The 24578-nt window shown below is 61.9% G+C and carries 18 protein-coding genes and 2 tRNA genes; 8 read left to right on the forward strand and 12 right to left on the reverse strand.

The window, feature by feature from the left end; all coding sequences use genetic code 11:
* Positions 1–4 precede the first annotated feature (4 nt).
* Both edd and zwf read right to left on the reverse strand, forming a co-directional pair.
* Positions 5–1831, reverse strand: a complete 1827-nt coding sequence (gene edd / locus SAB01S_RS00795) for a phosphogluconate dehydratase (protein ID WP_062731287.1) — start codon at positions 1829–1831, stop codon at positions 5–7.
* Positions 1824–3287: a glucose-6-phosphate dehydrogenase gene (gene zwf, locus SAB01S_RS00800; protein WP_062731288.1), complete on the reverse strand. Its 1464-nt coding sequence runs from the start codon at positions 3285–3287 to the stop codon at positions 1824–1826. The genes edd and zwf overlap by 8 nt, the downstream gene beginning before the upstream one ends.
* Before the next feature lie 189 nt (positions 3288–3476).
* Between zwf and SAB01S_RS00805 the strand changes: the two genes are divergently transcribed.
* The 7 genes from SAB01S_RS00805 to SAB01S_RS00835 all read left to right on the forward strand — a co-directional run bounded on the left by SAB01S_RS00805 (position 3477) and on the right by SAB01S_RS00835 (position 13046).
* The gene (locus SAB01S_RS00805) at positions 3477–4094 is read left to right on the forward strand and encodes a flavodoxin family protein (RefSeq protein WP_062731289.1); all 618 of its coding nucleotides are present in this window, start codon (positions 3477–3479) and stop codon (positions 4092–4094) included.
* Between the two features lie 217 nt (positions 4095–4311).
* Positions 4312–4396 (forward strand) — tRNA-Leu (locus SAB01S_RS00810).
* 239 nt (positions 4397–4635) lie between these two features.
* Positions 4636–6045 carry a TolC family protein gene (locus SAB01S_RS00815; protein WP_245646377.1) on the forward strand — a complete coding sequence of 470 codons (1410 nt, stop codon included), beginning with the start codon at positions 4636–4638 and terminating at the stop codon, positions 6043–6045.
* Positions 6042–7769 (forward strand): ATP-binding cassette domain-containing protein, encoded by a 1728-nt coding sequence (locus SAB01S_RS00820; protein ID WP_062731290.1) that lies wholly within the window; start codon positions 6042–6044, stop codon positions 7767–7769. The genes SAB01S_RS00815 and SAB01S_RS00820 overlap by 4 nt, the downstream gene beginning before the upstream one ends.
* Positions 7766–9067 carry an HlyD family type I secretion periplasmic adaptor subunit gene (locus SAB01S_RS00825; RefSeq protein WP_062731291.1) on the forward strand — a complete coding sequence of 434 codons (1302 nt, stop codon included), beginning with the start codon at positions 7766–7768 and terminating at the stop codon, positions 9065–9067. Before SAB01S_RS00820 ends, SAB01S_RS00825 begins: the two co-directional genes overlap by 4 nt.
* A 97-nt stretch (positions 9068–9164) precedes the next feature.
* Positions 9165–9446 (forward strand): hypothetical protein, encoded by a 282-nt coding sequence (locus SAB01S_RS00830; protein ID WP_157078238.1) that lies wholly within the window; start codon positions 9165–9167, stop codon positions 9444–9446.
* A 273-nt stretch (positions 9447–9719) separates the two neighbouring features.
* Entirely contained in the window at positions 9720–13046 is a 3327-nt protein-coding gene (locus SAB01S_RS00835; protein WP_062731293.1) for a M10 family metallopeptidase, read from the forward strand.
* Between the two features lie 53 nt (positions 13047–13099).
* Here the strand turns inward: SAB01S_RS00835 and pth are convergent, their stop codons facing one another.
* The 8 genes from pth to SAB01S_RS00875 form a co-directional block, all read right to left on the reverse strand.
* Positions 13100–13666, reverse strand: a complete 567-nt coding sequence (pth, locus tag SAB01S_RS00840) for an aminoacyl-tRNA hydrolase (protein ID WP_062731294.1) — start codon at positions 13664–13666, stop codon at positions 13100–13102.
* An 81-nt stretch (positions 13667–13747) separates the two neighbouring features.
* A complete protein-coding gene (locus SAB01S_RS00845; RefSeq protein WP_021225662.1) occupies positions 13748–14374 on the reverse strand; it encodes a 50S ribosomal protein L25/general stress protein Ctc in 627 nt (208 codons plus the stop codon).
* A gap of 334 nt (positions 14375–14708) precedes the next feature.
* Positions 14709–14784, reverse strand: a tRNA-Lys gene (locus SAB01S_RS00850).
* 113 nt (positions 14785–14897) lie between these two features.
* The gene (gene rodA / locus SAB01S_RS00855) at positions 14898–16010 is read right to left on the reverse strand and encodes a rod shape-determining protein RodA (RefSeq protein ID WP_062731295.1); all 1113 of its coding nucleotides are present in this window, start codon (positions 16008–16010) and stop codon (positions 14898–14900) included.
* Positions 16007–18052 carry a penicillin-binding protein 2 gene (gene mrdA, locus SAB01S_RS00860; protein ID WP_062731490.1) on the reverse strand — a complete coding sequence of 682 codons (2046 nt, stop codon included), beginning with the start codon at positions 18050–18052 and terminating at the stop codon, positions 16007–16009. The genes rodA and mrdA overlap by 4 nt, the downstream gene beginning before the upstream one ends.
* The gene (mreD, locus tag SAB01S_RS00865; protein ID WP_062731296.1) at positions 18049–18576 is read right to left on the reverse strand and encodes a rod shape-determining protein MreD; all 528 of its coding nucleotides are present in this window, start codon (positions 18574–18576) and stop codon (positions 18049–18051) included. The genes mrdA and mreD overlap by 4 nt, the downstream gene beginning before the upstream one ends.
* Positions 18573–19484 carry a rod shape-determining protein MreC gene (gene mreC, locus SAB01S_RS00870; protein WP_062731297.1) on the reverse strand — a complete coding sequence of 304 codons (912 nt, stop codon included), beginning with the start codon at positions 19482–19484 and terminating at the stop codon, positions 18573–18575. The genes mreD and mreC overlap by 4 nt, the downstream gene beginning before the upstream one ends.
* Before the next feature lie 16 nt (positions 19485–19500).
* Positions 19501–20547, reverse strand: coding sequence for a rod shape-determining protein (locus tag SAB01S_RS00875; protein ID WP_062731298.1), 1047 nt, complete (start codon positions 20545–20547; stop codon positions 19501–19503).
* Positions 20548–20705: 158 nt separating this feature from the next.
* On the opposite strand from SAB01S_RS00875, the gene mutL reads away from it, so the two are divergent.
* Positions 20706–22490: a DNA mismatch repair endonuclease MutL gene (gene mutL / locus SAB01S_RS00880; protein ID WP_062731299.1), complete on the forward strand. Its 1785-nt coding sequence runs from the start codon at positions 20706–20708 to the stop codon at positions 22488–22490.
* 8 nt (positions 22491–22498) lie between these two features.
* On the opposite strand, the gene SAB01S_RS00885 is transcribed toward mutL, so the two are convergent.
* Positions 22499–22966: a MaoC family dehydratase gene (locus SAB01S_RS00885; RefSeq protein ID WP_062731300.1), complete on the reverse strand. Its 468-nt coding sequence runs from the start codon at positions 22964–22966 to the stop codon at positions 22499–22501.
* A 53-nt stretch (positions 22967–23019) separates the two neighbouring features.
* Positions 23020–24573, reverse strand: a complete 1554-nt coding sequence (locus SAB01S_RS00890) for an alkaline phosphatase D family protein (protein WP_062731301.1) — start codon at positions 24571–24573, stop codon at positions 23020–23022.
* Between the last annotated feature and the right edge of the window lie 5 nt (positions 24574–24578).

Below are 24578 nucleotides of genomic sequence, written 5' to 3' on the forward strand. Positions count from 1 at the left end.
CAAATCAAACTTCGCTGTCCATTGCCGCCAGGATCGGCGACGCACCCTGTTCGGCAAGGTCGCTATGATGGCGGAACAGGGCGAACAGCTCGCGACCCGTGTCATAAGGCGGGGGCGGGGCTTCGGGGTGGTCGCGCCGCTCCCATTCCGCTTCATCCACCAAGGCCTCGACCGATCCGGTCCTGGCGCAGACGCGCACCATGTCGCCATCGCGCAGCTTGCCAATGGGACCGCCGCCCAATGCCTCGGGGGACAAATGAATGGCGGCAGGCACCTTGCCGGACGCGCCGGACATGCGACCGTCGGTCAGCAGCGCGACCTTGAACCCGCGATCCTGGAGCACGCCAAGCGCCGGCGTCAGTTTATGGAGTTCCGGCATGCCATTGGCGCGTGGCCCCTGAAAGCGCGCGACCACGACCACATCGCGCTCCAGCTCGCCCGCCTTGAACGCGCGCAGCACATCGTCCTGATCATGGAACAGCGCGGCCGGCGCTTCGATCGTCCAGCGTTCGGGATCGACCGCGCTTGTCTTCATGACGCAGCGACCCAGATTGCCTTGCAACAGCTTCATGCCGCCGTCGGGCTGAAACGGATTGGACACCGGCCGCAGCATCGCTTCATCGCGTGACGACGGCACCTCCTTCCACGTCAGCGCCTCATTTTCCAGCACCGGTTCCTTGCCATAGTCGGTCAGGTCCTGCCGCGCGACGGTCCGGATGTCCCGGTGCAGCAATCCGGCATCCAGCAATTCGCGAATGACAAAGCTGATGCCGCCGGCCGCATGAAAATGGTTCACGTCTCCTGATCCGTTGGGATAGACGCGGGCCAGCAACGGCACGGCATCGGAAATCTCGGCAAAATCGGTCCAGTCGATGTGAATACCGGCCGCGCGCGCGATGGCGGGCAGGTGGATCGCATGGTTGGTCGATCCGCCCGTGGCCATCAGCCCGATCATCGCATTGACGATTGCCTTTTCATCGACGCAATGGCCGAGCGGCCGATAATCATCACCGTCCCATCCGATCTGCGCCACCCTGTGCGTCGCCGCGCGAGTAAGTTCGGTCCGCAGCTTGGTGCCCGGATTGACGAAGGAGGCGGCGGGCATGTGCAGGCCCATCATCTCCATCATCATCTGGTTGCTGTTGGCGGTGCCATAGAAGGTGCAGGTGCCTGCGCCATGGTAGGAGGCACTCTCCGATTCCAGCAACTCGTCGCGCCCGACTTTCCCTTCCGCATAGAGCTGGCGGATGCGGACCTTCTCCTTGTTGGCCAAGCCCGACGGCATCGGCCCCGCGGGAATGAGGATGGTGGGCAAATGACCAAAGCGCAGCGCGCCGATCAGCAGCCCCGGCACGATCTTGTCGCAAATGCCGAGCAGCAGCGCGCCCTCGAACATCGCATGGCTGAGCGCAACGGCGGTGCCCAGCGCGATCGTGTCGCGGCTGAACAAGGACAGGTCCATGCCTGCCTGCCCTTGGGTCACGCCATCGCACATCGCCGGCACGCCGCCGGCCACCTGCGCCGTCGCGCCGACTTCGCGGGCGGCGATCTTGATCTGTTCAGGATAGCGGCCATAGGGCTGATGGGCCGACAGCATGTCATTATAGGCTGTGACGATGCCGATATTCATGGCGTTGCCGGTGCGGATCACCGGCTTGTCCTCACCACTGGCGGCAAAGCCGTGGGCCAGATTGCCGCAGGACAGCTGATCACGATTGGTGCCCGCGTCACGGCCCCGTTCGATGAGGTCGAGATATTTGCGTCGGCTCGCAGCGCTCCGCCGAACGATGCGCTCAGTCACCTTGGCTATTGTGGGGTGCAGATCAGTCATGCCAGCTTGCTCCGTCGCGTTCGATCAGGGCAATGGCCGAGGACGGACCCCAGTTCCCCGAACTATAGGGGGCGACCTTCATATTCGCCTCTTTCCAGCCATCTATGATGCTGTCGATCCAAGTCCACTGCGCCTCCACCTCGTCGCGGCGGACGAACAGCGTCTGGTCGCCTGCCAGCAGGTCCAGGATCAGCCGTTCATAGGCGATACGACGTCGCTGCCCGGCGAAGGCCGCGGTGAGGGACACGTCGAGCGTCACTTCCTCCAGATGGACCTGCCGTTCCAGCCCCGGCCTTTTGCTCATGATGAGCAGGCGGATATATTCCTCGGGCTGCAAGCGAATGATCAGCGTATTGGGCTCCAGGCCGGTGCCATGCCCCGCGCGCCAGAAGATGGAGTGGCGTACCGGCTTGAACTGGATCAGGATTTCGGACTGGCGCGCCGGCATGCGCTTTCCGGTACGCAGATAGAAAGGCACGCCCTGCCAGCGCCAATTGTCGATATAGGCCTTGAGCGCGACGAAGGTTTCCGTGTCGGACGGCTGGCCCAATTCATCGGCATAGCCGGTAACGATTTCGCCCTGCACGGCGCCGGGCGTATATTGGCCGCGCACGCTGTTGGTCTTGACCGTTTCCGCCGTCATCGGCCGCAGCGACCGCAGCACTTTCACCTTTTCATCGCGCACCGCCGTCGGGTCCATGCGCGCGGGTGGCTCCATGGTGATGATCGAGAGGATCTGGAGGATATGGTTCTGCACCATGTCGCGCAGCGCGCCGACGCCGTCGTAATAGGACACGCGGCCCTCCAGACCGACGGTTTCCCCCACAGTGATCTGAACATGATCAATCGCCCCGGTATTCCAGAGCGGCTCGAACATTACATTGCCAAAGCGCAGCGCCAGCAGGTTCTGCACCGTTTCCTTGCCCAGATAATGATCGACGCGGAAAATTTGGTCTTCGGCGAACAGGGCGCCAATCCCGTCGTTCACCTGCTTCGACGACGCCAGATCCTTGCCTATGGGCTTTTCCATCGCAATGCGCGTATTGGCTGCGATCAGACCGGCGTCGGCAAGCCCCTGGGCCGTCGGGGCAAACAGCGAAGGGGGCGTGGACAGATAGACCGACAGGCCACGCTCCAGCCGTCCATCGATACGTTGCGCCAGTGCCGCAAACTGATCAGGCTTGGCAGCATCCACCGGCTGATAGCCGATCATGGTGCGGAACTGTGACGCGACTTCGTCGTCATAGCGATCCGCGGGCAGAAACTGCCGCAATGCCGCGCAAACTTCTTCGCGGAAGGCATCGTCCGACATTTCGGACCGGCCGGACGCGAGGATCAGAAAATCGTCGGGCAGCAGGCCATCGGCCAGCAGATTGTAGAGCGAAGGAAAGATCATGCGCCGGGCAAGGTCGCCGGTGGCGCCGAACAACAGGAATGTGGCAGACGGTTCGGTCAAAGGATGATCCTTCTCCGTTTGGTGTTTGTCATGTCTGCACGATGGCGCCCTTATACCGAGCGCGGATCGTTACGCAAGCAGGCTATCGCCCGAAGGGCAGTGTCGCAACATTACGTCTGATGGCAGGCTTTGGTTGCCCGGGAACTTACCCAGTCGCGCTGCGCTTGGTCCCAGACATAGGAGATTAGGATGCTGAAAGCCCAGCCGCTAAACTGCACACTCAAGCGGGATACCTCCGCGCCAAGTTCCACCGATGCGATGATCGCCGTCTTGGCACGGGAACTCACAGCATTGGGCGTGGAGGTGGCGGACACGATCCGCCTGGCCGCGCACAATGTTCCGCCTGGCGTTTCCTCGGACGAAGGCGACGGTGACGAATGGCCGGCCATCCGGGAAAAGATATTGGATGCGGACATCCTGATCTTTGGCACGCCAATCTGGATGGGGCAGGCTTGCAGCGTCGCCAAACGGGCGTTGGAACGCATGGATGCCTTTCTGTCGGAAACAGATGATCAGGGGCGTATGCCAAGCTATTCCAAAGTAGCAGTCGCGGCGATCGTCGGGAATGAGGATGGCGCCCATTTCGCATCGGCCCAGATTTTCCAGTCGCTCAACGATGTAGGATGGACTATCCCCGGAGTCGCCGCCTGTTACTGGGTAGGGGAGGCAATGGGGTCGACCGACTTCAAGGATTTGGACCGCACGCCCGATACTGTCACCAAAACGGCCAAGATGGTTGCCGGCAATGCCGCGCATCTGGCTCGCCTGCTGGCCGCCGATCCTTTCCCCGGACAGAAGCAGGAATAGATTATAAATTCCGCCACTGATGTCCGGTTGGCCTGCCGAGCCAAGCGCTGCGCCTGCGGCCATCTGCATATCCTTGTCGTACAGGATGTTTTTCGGCTGGACGGCGGGACCGGATTTTGCCATCTGGCGGACCCGGCATAGTCCTGCGGCCTTTACAAGGCTCTGGATGACGCCGATTGCACCGCGAATGGTCTTGCCATCGCTGTGTGCAGATGATGCGGGTGTGGTGAAATTGGTAGACGCGCCGGACTCAAAATCCGGTTCCGAAAGGAGTGTCGGTTCGAGCCCGACCACCCGCACCATCCGGTCCGTTTGTGACCATTTTCCTGTTGATGACAAAGTCTGTTCATGCTCACGGCCCGCATTGCGCAGGCTTTTGAATTAGGGCATATTTGCGTCGGTCGCACTTTCACAGAATCCCTATTGAATAAGGGGCCTGTGGAAGCGGGGAATTGTTGCGACTTTTGGGGTGCCAGGCATTTTGTTCAGGAAGTTTCGGCCTTGGGGAAGGCCGGCCGTCCATGCCGGTTGGGCGCAGCGGGTGACCGCGACGCTCGCCCTTCTTCTGGTGCCTGACGGCAGCGCCATGGCCGCGGGGGAGCAAGGCCTGCTTCTGCCACCCAATCCCGTACCCTTTTCGCAACCGGTGCAATCCGACCCGCTGCTGCAAATGTCGCAAAAGACCGGGCCGATGGCGTTGTTCCGCAGCGAGGTGGAAGCGGCCGTTCAAACCAATATGTTGACGCAGGAAGCGCGCGCCGGCGAGCGGGAAGCCGAAGCTGCGCGCGTACAATCGCGCGCTGCGCTCTTTCCCTCATTGGACCTGACGGTCGACGCCAATCGGTCGCTCGCACGGAATTTCTCGAACGATCCCGGCAACATTATCGAGCGATCGCGACCCGAAGGCCGCACCGACGCGACCGCATCGGTCCGCCAGCGTTTGCTGGATTTTGGCGCGACGTCGAGCCGGATCAATGCCGGCAATGCGCGCGTGGGCGCAGCGCGCGCCGCAACGTTCGCGTCGGGAACCGATGTGGCGCTGCGCCTCGTGACGGCCTGGTACAGCATTCTGGCGCAGCGTCTGATGGAGCAGGCGGCGGTCGACTATGGAGCGCGGCAGACTGAACTGCGATCTGCGGTCGAACGGCGCATCGCACAGGGATTTTCCGCAACCGGCGACCTGCCGCGCGTTGACAGCGCGATTGCCAATGTCCGCACCCGGCTGGCGATGTTCCGTCGCGATCGGGCCAGCGCCGAGGCGCAATATCGCGCACTTTCCGGGCATGACGCGCCGGACATTGTCTACCGTGTTCCGCTGGCGCTGACCGATCAGATCAGTCAGGACGTTGTGGAGGCTATGGCCCTGCGCGCGCCGATCGTTCAGAAGGCCGAGTCGGAAGCCCGCGCCGCCCGGCAGGATGCGCGCGCCGCCCGGTCCGAACGGCTCCCCACCATTGCCGCCGGAGTCGATGCAGGGCGGTACGGTGTATTTGAAAATTCCGGCGACTATGACGTGCGCGGGCGTGTGATCGTACGCGCGCAGATCGGCGCCGGCTTCAACGCGCGCGCAGACCAGGCGTCCGCGCGCGCAGACGCGGCGGACGCCTACGCTTCGCGCATCCGGCAGGAGGCGCTGCGGGACGTGCAAATGGCATGGAGCGATGTGGAGGGACTGGAGGCGCAGTTGGCGGCTGCCGAGGCCGCTTATGTGGCCAGCCGAAACAATCGCGACGTCTATGCCACGCGGTTCGAAACCTCGGGCGGCACGCTGTTCGACCTCGTTACATCCGAAGATAATTATTTCTATGCGATCGCAACCTATGTGCAGACGCTGGCCGAGCGCGACCTGTCCCGCTTCGTGCTGCTAGCCAAGGCAGGGGCCTTGCTGGACGAATTGCACATTCAGGTGAACCCGGCGGACGAGCGGCAGGACGAAAGGCGCATGCCATGAGGGAAGACAGCTTGCTCGCGGCGCATAAGGCGCGTTTCGCCCCATGGCTGGTCCAACCGATGCTGCGCAATCGCGCGACCTATATGAAGGTCGCCGTAGCGGCGGCGCTGATCAATATTTTCGCGCTCGTCTCCTCGCTGTTCACGATGACGGTCTATGACCGGATCGTGCCGAACGAAGGATCATCCTCGCTCATTGGCCTCAGCATCGGGCTCGTCTTCGTCATTATCTTCGATTTTGTCCTGCGCCTTCTGCGCGTCTATTTCGTCGATATCGCCGGCGCCAATATCGACCATGATGTCGGCGAAACCTTGTTCTCGCAATTGCTGGCGCTGCGATTGGACCAGAAGCGCGGCTCCACCGGGACATTGACCGGACTGATGCGGGAGCTGGAAACGCTGCGCGACTTTTTTGCGTCGGTGACGCTGACGGCCATCATCGACGTGCCGTTCATCATCGTCACATTGGCCGTGATCGCCATGCTGGGCGGCGTTCTGGTGGCGCTGCCGCTGGCGATGATCCCGGTCGTCATTGGCGCCGGGCTGCTGGCCACCCCATCGCTTGATCGCCTGTCCTCGCGCAGCCTGGGTGATGGCCTCGTCAAGCAATCGGTGCTGGTCGAAGCAATCGGCAGCCTTGAAACGGTCAAGGCGATCGGCGCTGGCCCGATGCTTAGCCGTCGCTGGCAATCGGCGTTGGTCAGCCATTCGGAAAGTTCGCTGGGTCAGCGCCTTGCCGCCGCCATCCCCATGACGGTTGCAAACAGCGCGTCGACCATCGCCTATTGCGGGATCATCATCGTGGGTGTCGGCCTGTTGCGCAGCAACACGATCACCACGGGCGCGTTGCTGGCCTGCTCGATCCTGTGTGGACGGGCATTGGCGCCGCTTGCGCAGATCGCGACCTTGCTCTCCCGCCTGTCCGCTACGCGCGTGGCCTACCGGCAGATCAGCGCGCTGATGGAGACGCCGACGGAAGGGCCAGCGGGCGACGCGCTGCATCCCGCACGCCTTGAAGGGGCCATCGAGCTTCGCAACGTCGGATTTCGCTATCCCGGCGCCCCCGAACGCGCGCTCGATGGCGTCACTCTTGCCATCAAGCCTGGTGAGCGGGTCGGCTTTCTTGGCCGGGTCGGCTCTGGCAAGTCGACGCTCGCTCGTCTCGTGCTTGGCCTCTACGAACCCGAAGAAGGCGTGGTCATGATCGACGGGATCGACGTGCGCCAATATGCGCCGGCACAGCTTCGCGCGCTGATCGGATCTGCGATGCAGGATAATGTCCTGATTGCCGGATCAGTGCGGCAGAATATCTGCCTGGACAGGGCGGCCGTCGACCAGGACGAGATGATACGCGCCTGTGAAATCAGCGGTACGCATCGCTTCATGGGGCAAATCGCCAACGGCTATGATTTGCGCCTGGCCGACAGGGGCGACGGCCTGTCTGGTGGGCAGCGCCAGTCGATCGCGATCGCGCGCGCATTGGCAGGCGGCCCGCAGGTGCTGATCTTCGACGAACCCAGCAGCGCCATGGACGCGCAGACCGAAGCGGATCTGATCGCCCGGCTCAAGCCGGAAGTCGCCGGCAAGACGATGATCCTGATCACGCATCGTACCTCTTTGCTCGCGCTGGTGGATCGCATCGTCATCCTGGACGGCGGGAAGATCGTGGCGGACGGGCCGCGCGATGCGGTCCTGCAACGCCTTGCACGGGGGAAGGCGGCATGACCGCACAGATCGGCTTTCGCCATCCCATGACCATCAAGCCGAAGGTGCCGGCCAACATCATCCTGTGGATCATCCTGGCGTTCGTGGTGGTCGCGATAGGGTGGGCCGCGTTGACGGAAATCGACCGCACGGTCCGCGCCAACGGCCGCGTCATCCCCAGTTCGCAATTGCAGGTCGTGTCGAACCTGGAAGGCGGCGTGGTCGATCAGATCATGGTGAAGGTCGGTCAAGACGTAAAGGCAGGCACGCCGCTTATCCGGCTCAGCCCGGTTCAGCCGGGCGCCGAACTGGAAAGCAATCTTGCCAGCAGCGATGCGCTGAATTTCAAGATCATCCGCCTGACAGCGGAGATTGCCGGCAAGGCGCCTGTCTTTCCGCAATCGCGCAACGCCCTGATGGCCGGCCAGATCGCAGTCGAGCAAGGTCTGTACCGGTCGCGAATGGCCGAATTGGCTAGCATCTCCAATGTCGCGTCGGCCCGCGTCGATCAGGCCCGACGTGCGATAGCCGAAGCGAGCGCGGCCGAGGAGGCGCGTATTGCCGCGCGCGATGCCGCCAAAGCCGATCTCGCCCTCCTTCAGCCTCTGGTGCAGGAGGGTATTGAGCCACGCCGTTCCCTTCTCCAGGCGCAAAGCGCCTATGCCGTGTCGGCGAGCGAGGCAGCGGGCGCGGCGGCGGCTCTTGGTCGGGCGCGATCGGTATTGGCCGAAGCGCAGGCGAGCGCACAACAGCAAAAGCGGGACTGGCTCGCCCGCGCGGCGGATGAACTCACCGCCGCGCGCGCCGAGTTGTCCGTGCGGCAGGCGACGATGCCGGCCTATGAATATAAGCTACGGCGAACGGTCGTTCGCGCGCCGCTCGACGGCCGGATCAATCGGGTTTTCGTAACCACGGTCGGCGGTAGCGTCCGTCCCGGTGATCCCTTGCTGGAAATGGTCGCGGTCAACGACACTTTGCTGATCGAAGCCGCTGTGGCGGCAAAGGATATCGCGTCGGTCAAGCTGGGTCAGCAGGCCAAGGTTCAGATTTCCGCTTATGACAGCGCCGTCTACGGGTCGATGAAGGGCAGGGTGGTGGCTGTGTCGCCTGACGCGGTGCTCAACGAACGGACCGGGGAAAGCCATTATCTCGTCAGGGTCCGCACCGATACGAACGCCATCACGGACGACGCCGGGCGTCGGCTGCCGATCGGTCCTGGCATGGGTGCCGAAGTCAATCTTCTGGGCGACAAGCGGACCGTGCTGGCCTATATTTTGACACCGTTGACGCGCCTCAACGAAACGGCATTCCGCGAATAAAGCCCGCGGCCGGCTTTGAGTCGAGTTGCGCGCATCAGCGCTGATATGATCAAGTGGAGAGGGACGCGCCATGCCTGTCCATAATGCCATTCCGGTCTTGATGATCCTCGCCGCGATGAGCGGTTGTGCGGGCAACGCCGCCTCTTCCGCCTCCACCCGTGATGCCGGTCCTGCGACCACGCTGCATGCACCCCCGGGAACAAGCGGCGTGATGCCACCCCCAGGCGATGCTGAAAAGGCGATCCGCGATCAATATGCAGAGGCGGTAAGGCAAAACACAGCATCCGCTTATCGGCTGTTCATGTCCCGCTATCCCGACCATCCGCTGGCACGGGACGCCGCAGAGAGGCTCGACTCATTGGTCAATTCGCAGCGCTGACCAAAGGAAAAATCCTGCTCGTCGCAACTATCACCAAAGCGCCGAAAATAAAACGCTAACATCTTGATATATGGAGGCAATTTAATTGGCGACAAAGACGAAAATAAGTTAAACCATTTCAATATCTTGGCTTCTACTAAACGCTATAACAATGAAAAATCAGTAAAAACTAATGATTGGAAATAAATTGAAATAAAGATTATATCGACTTGGGTAAGGGGTCGCCAACGGGCACAGTGAACGTGTCATCCAACTCATCTTGCAGGAGGATGTATGCTCAAGCTCTCGGGGGCCGGGCCGGCCAAGGTCATATTCAACGAAGACGACAATAGCGCGTCTGTTTCTCCTACGTCCTATTCCATCAGCAGCACCGCCGATCTTTGGTCGATGTTGGGCAACGAAACCGTGCGCAGCGACATTCTGTTGCTATATCCCCAGGATGTCATGGAAGATCCCGGCGATCCGGTCGGACAACCAGGCAGTTTGGACGATCCGCAATTCAACGGGAACGGCAATACCACGCTGGCGCAGGCGGCCACCGGCAATCAATTGATCGATGGCATTTTGAGCGGGATCAAATGGGACCCGTCGCAAACCGTCTATTATAGCGACACGGATTCACCGGCGGATTATCAGTCCGGCTATGTTTCGGATTCCGATGGCGACGGCATCAGCGCGCAGAATGAAGGCTTTTCTCAGTTCACCGCGATGCAGATGGTGGCTTTCCACACGGCGCTCAACTCAGTCGCCTATACCCAGACCAGCGCGGCTACTGCTTTCGGCGTCGAATCCTTCACGGGATTGAGCCTGTCCTACGATGGAGCAGGCTCGTCGATCGCTACGATCCGCGGCGCAAATTCCAGCGATCCGGGCACAGCCTATGCCTATTATCCCAGCAGCAGCATCTATGGCGGGGATACATTCTTCGGCAATGGCTATGACGGGACCATCTATTCCTACAAGACGCCCGTCGCCGGCAATTATGCCTGGCACACGATGTTCCATGAATTGGGCCATTCGCTGGGCCTAGCACATGGCCAGACGGGCGGCGCCTATGGCGCATTGCCGACCGCATGGGATTCGATCGAATTCACGGTCATGACCTATCGCAGCTATGTGGGCGCGCCGCTCAGCGGCTATTCCTATGAACAATGGGGCGCGCCGCAGACCTATATGATGCTCGACATTGCCGCATTGCAGGCGATGTACGGCGCGGATTTCACCGTCAACTCGGGCAACACCACCTATTCCTGGAATCCGACAACCGGTGAAACCTACATCAACGGGGAAGTCGCGATCGATCCGGGTGGCAATCGCATCTTCGCGACAATCTGGGACGGCGGCGGCGTCGATACCTATGACCTGTCCAATTACTCCAGCAACCTGACGCTGGACTTGAACCCTGGCGGCTATTCCGTATTCAGCCAGGCGCAACTCGCTTATCTGGGCAACAATGGCAGCAGCGTCTATGCTCGCGGCAATATCTTCAATGCGATGCTCTATCAGGGCAATACCGCATCGATGATCGAAAATGCCAATGGCGGGTCGGGCAATGACGTCATCAGCGGCAACAGCATCGACAATGTGCTGCGCGGCAATGGCGGCAATGACAGCCTCTATGGCAATAATGGCAATGACACGCTCTATGGCGATGCTGGCAATGATTATCTGGCCGGCGGCGAGGGCGATGACACGCTCTATGGCGGCGATGGCGACGACATATTGGATGGCGCGGGCGGATCCGACGTCATTTACGGCGGCGCCGGTAACGATTTTATCTATGGCGGTTTCGTCACGGACACCGTTTACGGTGAAGCGGGGAACGACTGGTTCATCCAGCGCCAGATCGGCGGAGTCGCGGAATTTGGCGACAACATCAATGGCGGGATCGGTGTCGATTCGCTCGATCTCGGACAGATCGACCTATATGGAGCGATTGTCGATCTTGCCGGCGGCACCTGGCAATATAATCCGCTCTATGGTGGCCCCTGGACGATCACGGGGGTCGAAAATGTCTACGGCACTCAGTTGGCCGATACGATTACTGGGAATGCCTCCCGCAATCTCATTGATGGCGGTGCTGGTAATGACTGGATCGACGGCGGCACTGGGGACGATACCATTTATGGCGGCACCGGTGTCGACACGCTTTATGGCGGAGATGGCAACGACCTGGTCGATGGGGGAAGCGACAACGACACGATCTATGGTGGCGCCGGGAACGACATCATCAATGGCGGCGACGGGGATGACCTGCTGATCGGGGGCGACGGAAACGACATCTTCGATGGAGGCAGCGGCCGTGACCTTATCTACGGTGAAGCAGGCGACGATCTTTTCCGCCTGTTTGATGGATGGAACGGCAGCTACGGGGAAATATTCGTCGGCGGTCAAGGTTCGGACACCTTCGATATTTCCGGAACATCCGTCGCTACCTCGACCATCAATTTGGCCGACGGGACTTTCACTTATACGCCCGGCGGTGCCGGCGCGATCAGCCTGTCCAGTATCGAAAACGCGATCGGCAACGGCGGCGCGGATGCGATTACAGGATCCGGCGAAATCAACTCGCTCTGGGGACGAGGCGGCAATGACATCTTGCTCGGCCTGGGCGGTAATGATTTCCTGTACGGCGAAGACGGCAATGATATTCTCGATGGTGGCGAGGGTATCGACACGATGGTCGGCGGCGCCGGAGACGACATCTACTATGTCGACAATGTCAACGACGTCGTGACTGAAGCAAGCGGCGGGGGGACCGATCTGGTCTACACCTCAGTGACCTACTCCATGCAAAGCACAAATGTTGAAAACGTAACTTTGCTTGGATCAATGAATTCCAGCCTCACCGGCAACGGGCTGAACAATATTCTCACCGGCAATGGCGGAAACAACAAGCTCGTCGGCGGCGGTGGCAATGACACGCTCGTCGGAAATAACGGCGATGACATTCTCGACGGCGGCGCTGGCAATGATGCTCTGGATGGCGGCGATGGCATCGACACTGCGGATTACCGCTCTGCTACGACAGGTGTAACTGTAAGTCTCGCTATCGCCGGGGCACAGAACACAGTGGGTGCCGGGACAGACACTTTGGTCAGTATCGAAAAGATTCTGGGCTCCGCATATGCGGATACGCTCACCGGTAACTCCGGTGTCAATATCTTGATATCGGGTGCCGGTAACGATTCCTTGAGCGGGGGTGGCGGCGACGATGAACTCGACGGCGGGGGTGGTAACGACTACCTCAACGGCGGGTCGGGCAGTGACATGCTGACCGGCGGCGGCGGCAATGATGTCTTTGCCTTCCTCAACGGCTTTGGTCCGACCAATGTTGACACGATAACTGATTACAGTGTCGCGAACGATACGATCAACATCCTGTCGGCGGCAGTCGGCGGATTGCCCACGGGTACGCTGGCGGCAAACGCCTTCCATATCGGTGCGGCGGCCGCGGATGCCAATGACCGGATCATCTACAACAGCGCGACCGGCGATCTCTTTTACGATGCCGATGGCAGCGGCGCAGGAGCAGCGGTGCTGTTCGCGCATCTGTCCGCTGGTCTGGCGATGACCAACGCGGAATTCGTCATCGTCTAAGTAAAAGTTAGGTCATAGCAATATCACAGCGCCCGGGCGACCGGGCGCTGTCTTCATGCCTGGCGCAATGCCACTTCGTTCATGAAACGCGCGTCGTCGCCTGCGGCGAGCCAGGGCGCTTCCGCACCGATCGCGCCCAGCATGTCGGCGAGCGCGTCCATCTCGCTCTTGGCGTAATTGCCCAGCACATAGCCGTGGACCCTATCCTTATGTCCCGGATGGCCGATGCCTATGCGCACGCGGCGGAAATCATTGCCGATATGCGCGTCGGTCGACCGCAGGCCATTATGCCCGGCATTGCCTCCGCCGCGCTTCACCTTCACCTTCATCGGCACCAGATCCAGCTCGTCATGAAAGACCGTAACGTCCTGGGGCGTCAGCTTGTAGAAGCGCATCGCCTCACCGATCGACCGGCCGCTTTCGTTCATGAATGTTGCCGGTTTCAGCAACAGGACTTTCTCGTCGCCGATCCTACCGTCCTGAACCCAGCCCTGGAACTGCTTCTTCGGCGCGGAAAAGCGGTGCATGTCGGCGATCAGGTCGATGGCCATGAAGCCGACATTATGCCGGTGCATCGCATATTGCGTGCCCGGATTGCCGAGGCCCACCCAAAGCTGCATATCCCGCGCTCCCATGAAAAATCCCGCCCGCCGGGTAGGCGGACGGGATGATCTTTTCCAGCCGAAAGGCCGGCAAGGGCCTTATTCGGCCTCTGCCTCGCCTTCGCCTTCCTTGGTCGTGTCGCCTTCCGAGCTCTTGAGAGCGGACGGCGCGACGATGGTGGCGATGGTGAAATCGCGGTCGTCGATCGCGGTCTTGGCGCCCTTGGGCAGCGTCACCGAACTGATGTGGATCGAATCGCCCACTTCAAAGCCCTTGAGGTCGACGACGACGTCTTCGGGGATGTTGGCGGCATCGACGATCAGTTCGACGTCATGACGCACCACGTTGAGCACGCCGCCCTTCTTGAGGCCGGGCGCCGCGTCTTCATTCTCGAAGCGCACCGGCACGTTCACGTTGACGGTGGCATGTTCCGAAACGCGCAGGAAGTCGGCGTGCAGCGGACGGTCGGTCACGGGATGGAAAGCGACATCCTTGGGCAGGGTGCGCACGGCCTTGCCGTTGACCTCGACCATGACGACCGAATTGAAGAAGTGTCCGGTGCCGAGCAGCTTGCTCAGCAGCTTTTCCTCGACATGGATGGACTGGGGTTCTTCATTGTTACCATAGATGACGGCGGGTACGCGGCCCTCACGGCGGAGAGCGCGGGAGGCTCCCTTGCCTGCCCGATCGCGTGCCTCGGCCGACAGCGTAAGCTGCTCGCTCATTGCGTGTCTCCAAAAGCTTGATTGCACAAATTCCCGCCACGCCTCCAGGGATGACCATCGCGGGAAGGCGCGCCATTAGCAGAACAGGGGCAGAAAGCAAGTGCAGCGGCGGCAATGGTCTGAAAATGACTGGCAGGAAAATGTGCCGTTCGGCCATAACAACGGATGCTATGCCAACGCAGCTTTTTGCAGACATGAGTAACCGTCGAAATGTCTTGGAAAAATTGCCAATGCCCCCCTGCACGGGCCATTTCCCTGCCCGACGGCCGAGAGATATCTGCCTGAGCTGCAATAGGTGACGGCCGCGCCCATGCATAGCAACGTCATCGAAAAATGGTGGACGCACTAGGGCTCGAACCTAGGACCCGCTGATTAAGAGTCAGCTGCTCTACCAACTGAGCTATGCGTCCATCCGGAGGACGCCGATCATGCCAGCGTTCCGAAGTGGCCGGACTGCTAGCAGCGACGGCATGTTTTGCAAACCCTTATTTACAGCTTGTCGCGTTTTTTAGCGAAATTGCGATCAGGCCCAGTTACCGGGCCGCCGCTGTCGTCTGCCCGACCGGTCGATGGCCATGATGATGCCGATGCACAGCATCACGGTCAGCATGGACGATCCGCCATAGGACATGAAGGGAAGGGGAATGCCGACAACGGGCGCCAAGCCCATTACCATCATGAGATTGATCGCGACGTAAAAGAAAATCGTCGTGGTGAGGCCGGCGGCGGCCATCCGTGCGAACTTGTCCTGCGTGCGCATGGATACGCGCAGGCCCCAGCGGAACAGGAGCAGGAAGGCCCCGATCATCAGCACGCCGCCCAGCAGGCCCCATTCTTCCGCCATCGTGGCGAACACGAAATCGGTGTGGCCCTCCGGTAGATAATCCAAGTGGCTCTGTGTTCCTTGCAGGAACCCCTTGCCCCATATGCCGCCAGAGCCAATCGCTATTTTCGACTGGCTGATATGATAGCCGGCGCCTAGCGGGTCGCTTTCCGGGTCGAGGAAAATCAGAACTCGTTTTTGTTGATAATCGTGCAGAAAACTGAAGGCGATTGGGATGGCGGCAGCGACGGTGAGGCCCGACCCGATGAAGAGGCGCAATGGCAGGCCTGCCAGGAACATGACAGTGACGCCGCCCGCTGCAATCATCGTCGCGGTGCCAAGATCAGGTTGCACCAGCACGAGCGCCCATGGCAAGCCGATCAGCACCAGCGCCGGCCAGATCGCATTCCATCGCCGGATTTCGCCGACTGGTAGCAGCGCATAGAAGCGCGCCACCGTCAGCACGATGATCGGTTTCATGAATTCGGACGGCTGGAGCTGCATGAAGCCCAGATTGATCCATCGCTGGCTCCCGCCCCTGACCCCACCGATCAGCTCAACCAGCACTAGTGCGACGAGCACCGCGCCATAGGCCGGAAAGGTATAGCGGGCGAAGACTTCGACGGGGATGCGGCTGAGCACCAGCGCCATGACCGTGAAGATGCAGAAGCGAACTGCCTGATTGGCGGCCCAAGGAAAAATGCTGCCGCCAGCAGAGCTGTACAGCACAATTGTCCCGAATCCAGCGATTGCCAGCAACAAGGCCAGCACGCGCCAGGGGAATTGAGTAAGGGGTTGCGGAACGATGCTCATGGGGCGTCGGCCGCGTCGTTGCCATCTTCTGGCAGGGGGACAGAGGCGTTGGCGGCTTCGGTCGCGTTGGCCGCATTGGACGCGTCGGCTGCCTCGGGCGGCGGAACCTCGCCCTTCCGGATCGCTTCCGCCATGCGAAAGGCCGCCATCTGCCTATTTTGCCGCTCGGCCGGCGTTCCGCCCCATCCTTTTTCCAGCGTGACCAGCTTTTCCATCGCCCGTTCGGGGTCGAACAAATAGGATAGCGTATCGCTGGCGATCATGGGCGCATCCTCATTGCGGATCAGGTGGCCGCCATGTTCGATGATGCATCCCACTGCATAACGCGGCTTGTCGAAGGGCGCGAAGCCCTGAAACAGGGCATGATCGCGCAGCTTGAAGGCGAGCGAGCTGTTGCCACGCACTCCGCCGGCGCGTTCCGCCATGGTGATGCGCCGGACCTGCGCCGTGCCGGTCTTGCCCGCGATCAGGACGTTCGGGATATTCATGCGCGCAGCGCCACCGGTGCCGCCGCCATTGACGACTGCGCTCATCGCGTCACGTATGATGACCAGATGGTCCTCGCTCGCGCCGACCAGCGCAGGGTCCGGGCGGGGTGCACCGAAAAGGAAATTGGGCATCAATTGACGACCGGTGGCAAGGCGAGCCGCCATCACCGCCATTTGCAGCGGGTTGATCAGCATATAGCCCTGACCGATGGTGGCATTCACCGTGTCATAGACCTGCCATTTCTGGTTATATTTCCGTTCTTTCCAGGCGGGGTCTGGCACCGTGCCGTAACTCTGGCTGGGGAAGGGCAGATCGAAGCGCTGCCCCATGCCGACGCGATGGGCCATGTTGGCGATGCGGTCCATCCCGATCCGCTGCGCCATCTGATAGAAATAAATGTCGCAGCTCTGGGCGATTGCCCCGCGCATGTTGAGCGGGCCATGGCCGCGCCTTTTGTGGCAGTGGAACAGCGTGTTGCCGACCCGGATCGCGCCGCCGCAGCTGATCGTTTCCTGCGGCCCGACGCCCGCCTCCAGCAGCGCCAGCGCGACCATCGGCTTGACGGTGGAGCCGGGCGGATACAGCCCCTGCAACGTCTTGTTGCGCAGTGGAACATGATCGTCCTGGGACAGCATGTTCCATTCCAGATGGCTGATCCCGTCGGAAAAACTGTTGGGGTCAAAACTGGGCATGGAGGCCATGGCCAACACGTCGCCATTCTGACAATCCAGCACGACGACGGCGCCGCTTTGCGTCGCCAGGCGCCGGCCGGCATATTCCTGCAAACCAGCGTCGATGGTCAGCTTGATCGAACGGCCAGGGGTGTCTGGCCGGGTTGTCAGTTCACGCACGATCTTGCCGCGCGCCGTGACTTCGACGCGCTTTGCCCCGGGTTTGCCGGTGAGATGCCGATCGAATGCCTTTTCCAGCCCGTCCTTGCCGACCTTGAAGCCCGGGGTGATGAGCAGCGGGTCCTTGCGCTCCTTATATTCTTCGGCCGTGGCGGCGCCGACATAGCCCAACAGATGACCGACCGTCGCTCCGGCCGGGTAATAGCGGGAGAATCCCTGGCTAGGCGCGACGCCGGGCAAGTCGGGCAGGCGCACGCTCACCGCCGCGAACTGGTCATAGGTCAGCTTGTCGGCGACCTGTACCGGGCGGAAGCCGGCGGACTTTTCCAGTTCATCGCGGATGCGGTCGACTTCATCCGACTCCAGGCTGAGCAATTGTGCGAGGTGGCGAATCGTGCCGTCGGCATCGACCATCCGCTGGGGGATGAGGTCGACGCGAAAATCGGTGCGATTGTTCGCCAGCGGCCTGCCATGCCGGTCGAGAATCCAACCACGCCTTGGTGGAATCAACGTGAGGTTCACGCGGTTGCTTTCGGACAGGGCGGTATAATGTTCGTTTTCCGCCACGCTGATCCAGCCCATTCGTCCGATCAGCATGGCGCCGATAGCGCCTTGCAATCCACCTACCACCATCGCGCGGCGGGTGAAGGTGAAGGTCTGGCTGGCTTCGGTGACGGGCTTGCGCTTGGACGGAAACTTCATGCCATGACGCGCCAGCGATCGATCCGCGCGCACTGCCGGACTATGAAGGGAAAAAGCAGCATCGACCAGAGCATTTGCGGGGCGACCAAAAGCAATTCTACGCGGCCCCCGCCCGTGATCCGGGCGAAGAACCATCCACCAATGAGGCAGAAGATAATGGCAAGACAGGCAATTAGCCAGTCTTGCCGATAACTGCGCCAGACCAGCCGATGCTCAAACGCATCGACGCCGATCAGGGTTACGGTCCACAGGAACATGGCCGATCCGACAGGCTGACCGCTCATCAGGTCATCGAACAGGCCGAGCGGCAGGCCGATCCACGCCCGCCACAGTTCCGGACGTAACAGACGCCAGGCCAGCAGCAACAGCAGGCCAAAAGGCGGCAGGACGGGGGACTGGGCGATAAGGGGCAGCGCCGTCAGGGAAGAACCCAGCATGACCGCGATCACCGGCGTTCCGGCAAGGCGAAAGCGGCCCGGGTGACGCCCGAGCCGCGGCACATGGTGGAGATGCGGGTCGATCACGGCGCGCTCGCATTGCCAGACGGCGTATCCCCCGCTGGCGCGACGGCCGGGTCCTGCCGCGTAACCACCTCTTCGAAGGCGCGTTCGACCACGACCGCGTCGATGCGCGAGGGGTTTGCGAGCGGGAAGCCCCAGGCGATTTCGCCCTGGACGCGGACAACGACCGCGACAGGAATATTGGGTTGGTAAATGCCGCCGATGCCGGATGTCACCAGCAGGTCGCCGGGCTTGAACGGGTTGCGACCAGCCGACAGCGCGCGGATTTCCAGCGACCCGTCGCCCGCACCGGTGGAAATGGCCGGCACGCTGTCATTGGCGCGGCGAACGGGGACTATGTTCCCTGTGTCCGTCAGCAGCAATACTTCGGATGTGTTGGGTGTCGTGCTGTCGATCCGCCCCACCAGCCCTTCGGCCGCGCGCACGGGCATGCCGGGTCGAACGCCCTGCCAGCGTCCGGCGTTGAGGCGGGCGAAACGACGGGTGCTGCCGGAACTGGAGCTGATGAGCCGCGCCGTCAGCAGGTCGCTCTGATCCTCGTCCACCAACTTCAGTAGCCGTTTCAACCGCGCATTTTCCTGAGCGATGGCGCGCGCTTCGATGATGCGGTTGCGATTTGTTTCTACCTGCCGGCGCAACGCGACATTTTGCGAGCCCGCACGCCAATAGGCGGCCAGCACCTCGTCAACGGAGCTGATGCCGCTCACCATATTTTTGAGCCCGACCGATATCGGCCGGGTCGTTTCGGCCGTCACCGTGCGCAGGCCAGCGAAGCCGGTCGGATCGAAAATCGCGATCACAACCAGCAGCAGGCCCGCTACCGCGCCGACGACCGCGACGACATAGCTTGCAAACAGGCTATATTGCGCCTTCCGGTTGATGCCGGGGCGGCGGCTGGGTGGCCGCGCCATGTGCGGTCCCCTTCAATCAGGCGGTCTGAAGCACGCCCCGGAAGATCGGATCCTCCATCGCGCGGCCGGTGCCGATCGCAACGCAGGTCAGTGGATCTTCCGCGATGGTGACGGGCAGGCCGGTTTCATCGCGCAATTCATCGTCCAGTCCCTGGAGCAGCGCGCCGCCGCCGGTCAGAACGATGCCCTGGTCGACAATGTCGGCGGCCAGTTCCGGCGCGGTATTTTCCAAGGCGATGCGCACGCCTTCGACGATGGTGCTGATGGGTTCGGCCAACGCGTCCGCAATCTGCCCTTGGTTGATCGAGATTTCCTTGGGCACGCCGTTGACGAGGTCGCGGCCCTTGATGTGGATGGTTTCGCCAACGCCATCTTCGGGCGGCTGAGCGACACCAAACTGCTTCTTGATCCGTTCCGCCGTCGCCTCACCGATCAGCAGATTGTGGTGGCGGCGCACGAAGGAGACGATCGCTTCGTCCATCTTGTCGCCGCCGACGCGGACCGACGTGGTGTAAGCCAGGCCACGAAGCGAAAGCACGGCAACCTCGGTCGTGCCGCCGCCAATGTCGACCACCATGGAGCCGATCGGTTCGGTGACGGGCATGTCGGCGCCGATCGCGGCGGCCATCGGTTCCTCGATCAGGAAGACTTGGCTGGCGCCCGCGTTGCTGGCCGCATCACGGATGGCGCGGCGTTCGACGCTGGTCGATCCCGATGGCACGCAGATCACGATTTCGGGCGCGCGCCAGGGGCTGTGCTTGCCGCCATGCACCTTGGTGATGAAATGCTTGATCATCTGTTCGGCGACGTCGATGTCGGCGATGACGCCATCGCGCAGGGGGCGGATGGCCTCGATCGAATCCGGGGTCTTGCCCATCATCAGCTTTGCATCTTCGCCCACGGCCTTCACCCGCTTGACGCCATTGAGCGTTTCCACCGCGACGACCGACGGTTCATTGAGCACGATACCACGGCCGCGCACATAGACGACCGTGTTCGCGGTGCCGAGGTCGATGGCCATATCCTGAGAGGAGAATTTCAAGAGACGCGAAAAGATCGACATGCCTTATCCTGTTTCGCCCGCCGTCCCCGCGAGGCAAAAGGGGCCGGTCGGATTACGGTTCGCTTGGCCACTTGCCCGGCGTCCTTGCGCCTTGCGGTGCAAAAAAACTTTGAGTTCGCGGCTCGCGGAGAGCGCTCGCTTGGGCTAGTCACTAATCAATGTCAATACGCCGTCTGCCCGAACATCTGGTCAATCGTATCGCTGCCGGTGAAGTGGTCGAAAGACCCGCCAGCGCGCTGAAGGAAATCGTCGAAAATGCGCTGGATGCGGGCGCGCGCCGCATTGCGGTGCGGCTGGCCAATGGCGGATTGGACCGGATCGAAGTGACCGACGATGGCTGCGGCATGGATTCGGCCGAAATGGCGCTGGCGCTCGAGCGCCATGCGACATCGAAGCTACCCGACGATGCGATCGAGAATGTGGCGACGCTGGGTTTTCGCGGCGAAGCGCTACCGTCCATCGCCAGCGTGGCGCGGCTGTCGATCGACAGCCGCCGACGCGGCGCGGATGGATGGAACCGGACGGTCGATAACGGGCAATTGGTGGCGGAAGGCCCGGCCGCGCTGCCGCCCGGCACGCGCATCACCGTCGAGCAGCTTTTCGCCAAGGTGCCGGCGCGCCGGAAATTCCTGCGTTCACCCAAGGCCGAATATGCCGCCTGCCTCGATTGCATTCGGCGGTTGGCCATGGCGCATCCCGCCGTCGCCTTTTCCGTCGAGCATGACGGCCGCCGGGTACTGGGTGTCCAGGAGGGAGAGGCGCGCGAAGACAGGGTCGCGGCGCTGACCGATCGCCAGCTGGCCGACAATCATGTCATCGTCAGCCTGGAGCGGGAGGGCGTTCGCCTGTCCGGTGTGGCGTCCCTGCCCACCTACAATCGTGGGGTGGGCGATCATCAATATCTGTTCGTCAACGGCCGACCGGTGAAGGACAGGCTGCTGATCGGGGCGCTGCGGGGCGCCTATGCCGACATGCTGGCGCGCGACCGGCATCCCGTGGTCGCCCTGTTCCTGGACGTCCCGGCGCAGGAGGTGGACGTCAATGTCCATCCGGCCAAGACCGAAGTGCGCTTCCGCGATCCGGCGTTGATCCGCGGTATGATCGTGTCCGGCTTGCGGCGCGCGCTGGATGCGGAGGGGTTTCGCGCGGTGCAGCATGCCGATCCGGCAGGACTTTCGGCCTGGCGGCCCGAGCCGGTATCGCCGACACCGATCGGCGCGATGCCGATATTCGAGGCGGCCGGGCAGCCCGTCAGCTACAATCCGTCGTTCCAGACGGTCGCCGATCGCCGCGCGGCTTTTCAGGCGCCGTTGCCGCAGGCCCGCGCGGAACCGGCCGCCGCGCCTGCACCTGAAGGCGCGACTTTTCCCCTGGGGGTGGCGCGGGGTCAGGTGGCGCGGACCTATATCGTGGCCGAGGCGGAGGATGGGCTTGTCATCGTCGATCAGCATGCCGCGCATGAACGGCTGACGCTGGAGCGGATGCGGCGCGCCATGGAGGGGCAGGGCGTCGCCGCCCAAGCGCTGTTGCTGCCCGAAGTCGTGGAATTGGACGAACCGGCCTGCGATCGGCTGGAGGCGCGCGCCAACGAGTTGCGGGAATTCGGGCTGGAACTGGAGCGCTTCGGCCCGTCAGCGATGCTGGTGCGCGCAGCGCCCGCGATGCTCGGACAATCGGACGTGCATGGGTTGGTCACGGATCTGGCCGATGATCTGGCGGCCTATGACAGCGCCTTGTCGCTGAAAGAGCGGCTGGATCTGGTCGCGGCGACGATGGCCTGCCACGGATCCGTCCGCGCCGGCAGGGTGCTGAGCGTAGCCGAGATGAATGGGCTGCTGCGCGAGATGGAAGTTACGCCCCGATCCGGCCAGTGCAATCATGGCCGACCGACCTGGGTCAAGCTGGGCCATGGCGACATCGACAAACTGTTCGGGCGAAAATAGCAGCGGGTTCAGGCCGGGCGGGTGCGCCACATGGCGATGGGGATCATCGTCATCACCGGTTCGTCATGCTGGTTGAAGATCGTCACTTTGTTGCGGACGATGCCCATTTCCGGGCGTGTCAGCGATGCCTTCTTGTCGATTACTTCCGTGTGGCCGCGCAGCGTGTCGCCGGGGCGCACGGGACGCAGCCAGCGCAATTCATCGACGCCCATGGCGCCAAGGCTGGCCGCCTGCCGTTCAGGGTTGGCCTGCATGTCGGCGACGAACATCTTCATGAACAGGGCGGTGGTGTGCCAGCCGCTGGCGGACAGGGTGCCGAAATGGGTCTGCGCCGCCGCCTCGTCGGACAGGTGAAAAGGCTGTGGGTCGAATTCCGACGCGAATGCGATCACCTCCTCACGGGAAATGGTGAGCGGGCCAAATTCGAAACTGTCGCCAATTTCCAGGTCTTCGAAATAATGCGGGTCCTGCGCCATCGTCCGTCTCCTTGTCGGCAATGGCGTAGGAGGAGTTTCCGTTTACGTCAATGTCAGGCGATCGTCAGCGATGGCTGTCCGTGCGGCACCGTGATGCTGGCGCGCGTCGCAATATCGCCGCCCGGCGAGGACACGCGATCCATCACGCGGAACTGCGTGGTCCAGGCGTCGGGCGTCACGTCGCAAATCAGATAGCCGCGCTGGTCATTGATGAATTTGAGCTGCGAATTATCGCGCAGCATCATGTCGCTGCCAGCGCGCAGATCCGATCCGTCGCCGCCCGACGAAATGGAGGTCGACACAAACTCCACCGCCACCGGCTTATTATTGCTTTCCAGCACACCGGCGTAATTCTGATGCTCGTCCCCGGTCAGCACCACCACATTATCAAGGCCGCGCATCTTCGCCAGCAGCCGGTCGCGTGGCACGCGATAGGCCGCCCATGTGTCCATATTATAGATGGGTTCCTTTTCGTCGGCATAGCGCCGGCGATCGAGCGACATCATCATCACCTGCTGCGCCAGGCAGTTCCATCGCGTCTTGCCGCGGGTCAGGTTGCGAGTCAGCCAGCCTTCTTCTTCGGGCGACAGCACTTGCGCCCTGCCATCGTCCATGGCGGGGCAAAAGGGCTTGAAGCCGTCGCCGCAGGGCTGGTCGCTGCGGAAGGAGCGGGTGTCGAGAAAGTCGATGGAGAGCAGGTCGCCTGCGCGCGCTTCCCGATACATGTCGGTGATGATGCCATTGCGGGGCAGCATCGCGGCGCGGACGGGCATATATTCATACCAGGCTTGCAGCCCGGCCTGCCGGCGCAAACGGAATATTTCGGCGGGTGACTGATCGCGGCCGTCAATGTCACCGACCCAGTTATTCTGGACTTCATGGTCATCGAAAGTCGGAAACCAGCTGTGCATGGCGCGCGCGGACTGGAGGTCATAGTCGCTCAGATATTGGGCGTAGCGCAGCCGATAGTCGGCCAGGTCGAAACAATCCTGGCCAATATGATGGCGCACCTGATCGACGGGCAGGCCATCCTTGCCATAATCCGGTCCGCGCTGCTTATATTCGTAGATGAAGTCTCCATAATGATAGACGAAGGCGAGGTCATCCTCCTTGGCCAGATGGCGGAAGGCGGTGAAATAGCCGTCCTCGTAATTCTGGCATCCAGCAACGCCGAATTTGAGGCGGGCGGGGCTGGCGGACGCAAGTGGCAAAGTCCGCGCGCGGCCGCGCATCGATCGGTCGCCCCCCAGCGTGAAGCGATACCAATAGGGCCGATCGGGCTGGAGGCCTGCGACTTCGACATGGACGCTGTGGCCAAGTTCCGGTCGCGCGATCGCCTCACCCTTGGCGATGATGGTCTTGAACCGATCATCGCCCGCGACTTCCCATGACACCGGCAACGCCACCATCGGCATGCCGCCATGCGCTTCGAATGGCTTGGGCGCGAGCTTTGTCCAGATGACAAAGCCGTCGGGCGACGGATCGCCGGATGTGACGCCCAGCGCGAAGGGATAGCCGGCGAACCAGCTTTGCGCACGGACGATGGCCGGCGCGCCGATCAGCGGCGTCGAAGAAGCGATGGTGAGAAGCTGGCGGCGCGTGAACATGATCG

It is taken from the genome of Sphingobium abikonense NBRC 16140 (genome assembly GCF_001598335.1).
Taxonomy (GTDB): Bacteria; Pseudomonadota; Alphaproteobacteria; order Sphingomonadales; family Sphingomonadaceae; genus Sphingobium; species Sphingobium abikonense.

Excerpts from the sequence above, each read along its gene's own strand:
- edd (WP_062731287.1), bottom strand. The coding sequence starts at position 1,831 with ATGACTGATCTGCACCCCACAATAGCCAAGGTGACTGAGCGCATCGTT.
- SAB01S_RS00805 (WP_062731289.1), top strand. The coding sequence starts at position 3,477 with ATGCTGAAAGCCCAGCCGCTAAACTGCACACTCAAGCGGGATACCTCC.
- SAB01S_RS00820 (WP_062731290.1), top strand. The coding sequence starts at position 6,042 with ATGAGGGAAGACAGCTTGCTCGCGGCGCATAAGGCGCGTTTCGCCCCA.
- SAB01S_RS00825 (WP_062731291.1), top strand. The coding sequence starts at position 7,766 with ATGACCGCACAGATCGGCTTTCGCCATCCCATGACCATCAAGCCGAAG.
- SAB01S_RS00835 (WP_062731293.1), top strand. The coding sequence starts at position 9,720 with ATGCTCAAGCTCTCGGGGGCCGGGCCGGCCAAGGTCATATTCAACGAA.
- pth (WP_062731294.1), bottom strand. The coding sequence starts at position 13,666 with ATGCAGCTTTGGGTGGGCCTCGGCAATCCGGGCACGCAATATGCGATG.
- SAB01S_RS00845 (WP_021225662.1), bottom strand. The coding sequence starts at position 14,374 with ATGAGCGAGCAGCTTACGCTGTCGGCCGAGGCACGCGATCGGGCAGGC.
- rodA (WP_062731295.1), bottom strand. The coding sequence starts at position 16,010 with ATGAGCATCGTTCCGCAACCCCTTACTCAATTCCCCTGGCGCGTGCTG.
- mrdA (WP_062731490.1), bottom strand. The coding sequence starts at position 18,052 with ATGAAGTTTCCGTCCAAGCGCAAGCCCGTCACCGAAGCCAGCCAGACC.
- mreC (WP_062731297.1), bottom strand. The coding sequence starts at position 19,484 with ATGGCGCGGCCACCCAGCCGCCGCCCCGGCATCAACCGGAAGGCGCAA.
- SAB01S_RS00875 (WP_062731298.1), bottom strand. The coding sequence starts at position 20,547 with ATGTCGATCTTTTCGCGTCTCTTGAAATTCTCCTCTCAGGATATGGCC.
- mutL (WP_062731299.1), top strand. The coding sequence starts at position 20,706 with ATGTCAATACGCCGTCTGCCCGAACATCTGGTCAATCGTATCGCTGCC.
- SAB01S_RS00885 (WP_062731300.1), bottom strand. The coding sequence starts at position 22,966 with ATGGCGCAGGACCCGCATTATTTCGAAGACCTGGAAATTGGCGACAGT.
- SAB01S_RS00890 (WP_062731301.1), bottom strand. The coding sequence starts at position 24,573 with ATGTTCACGCGCCGCCAGCTTCTCACCATCGCTTCTTCGACGCCGCTG.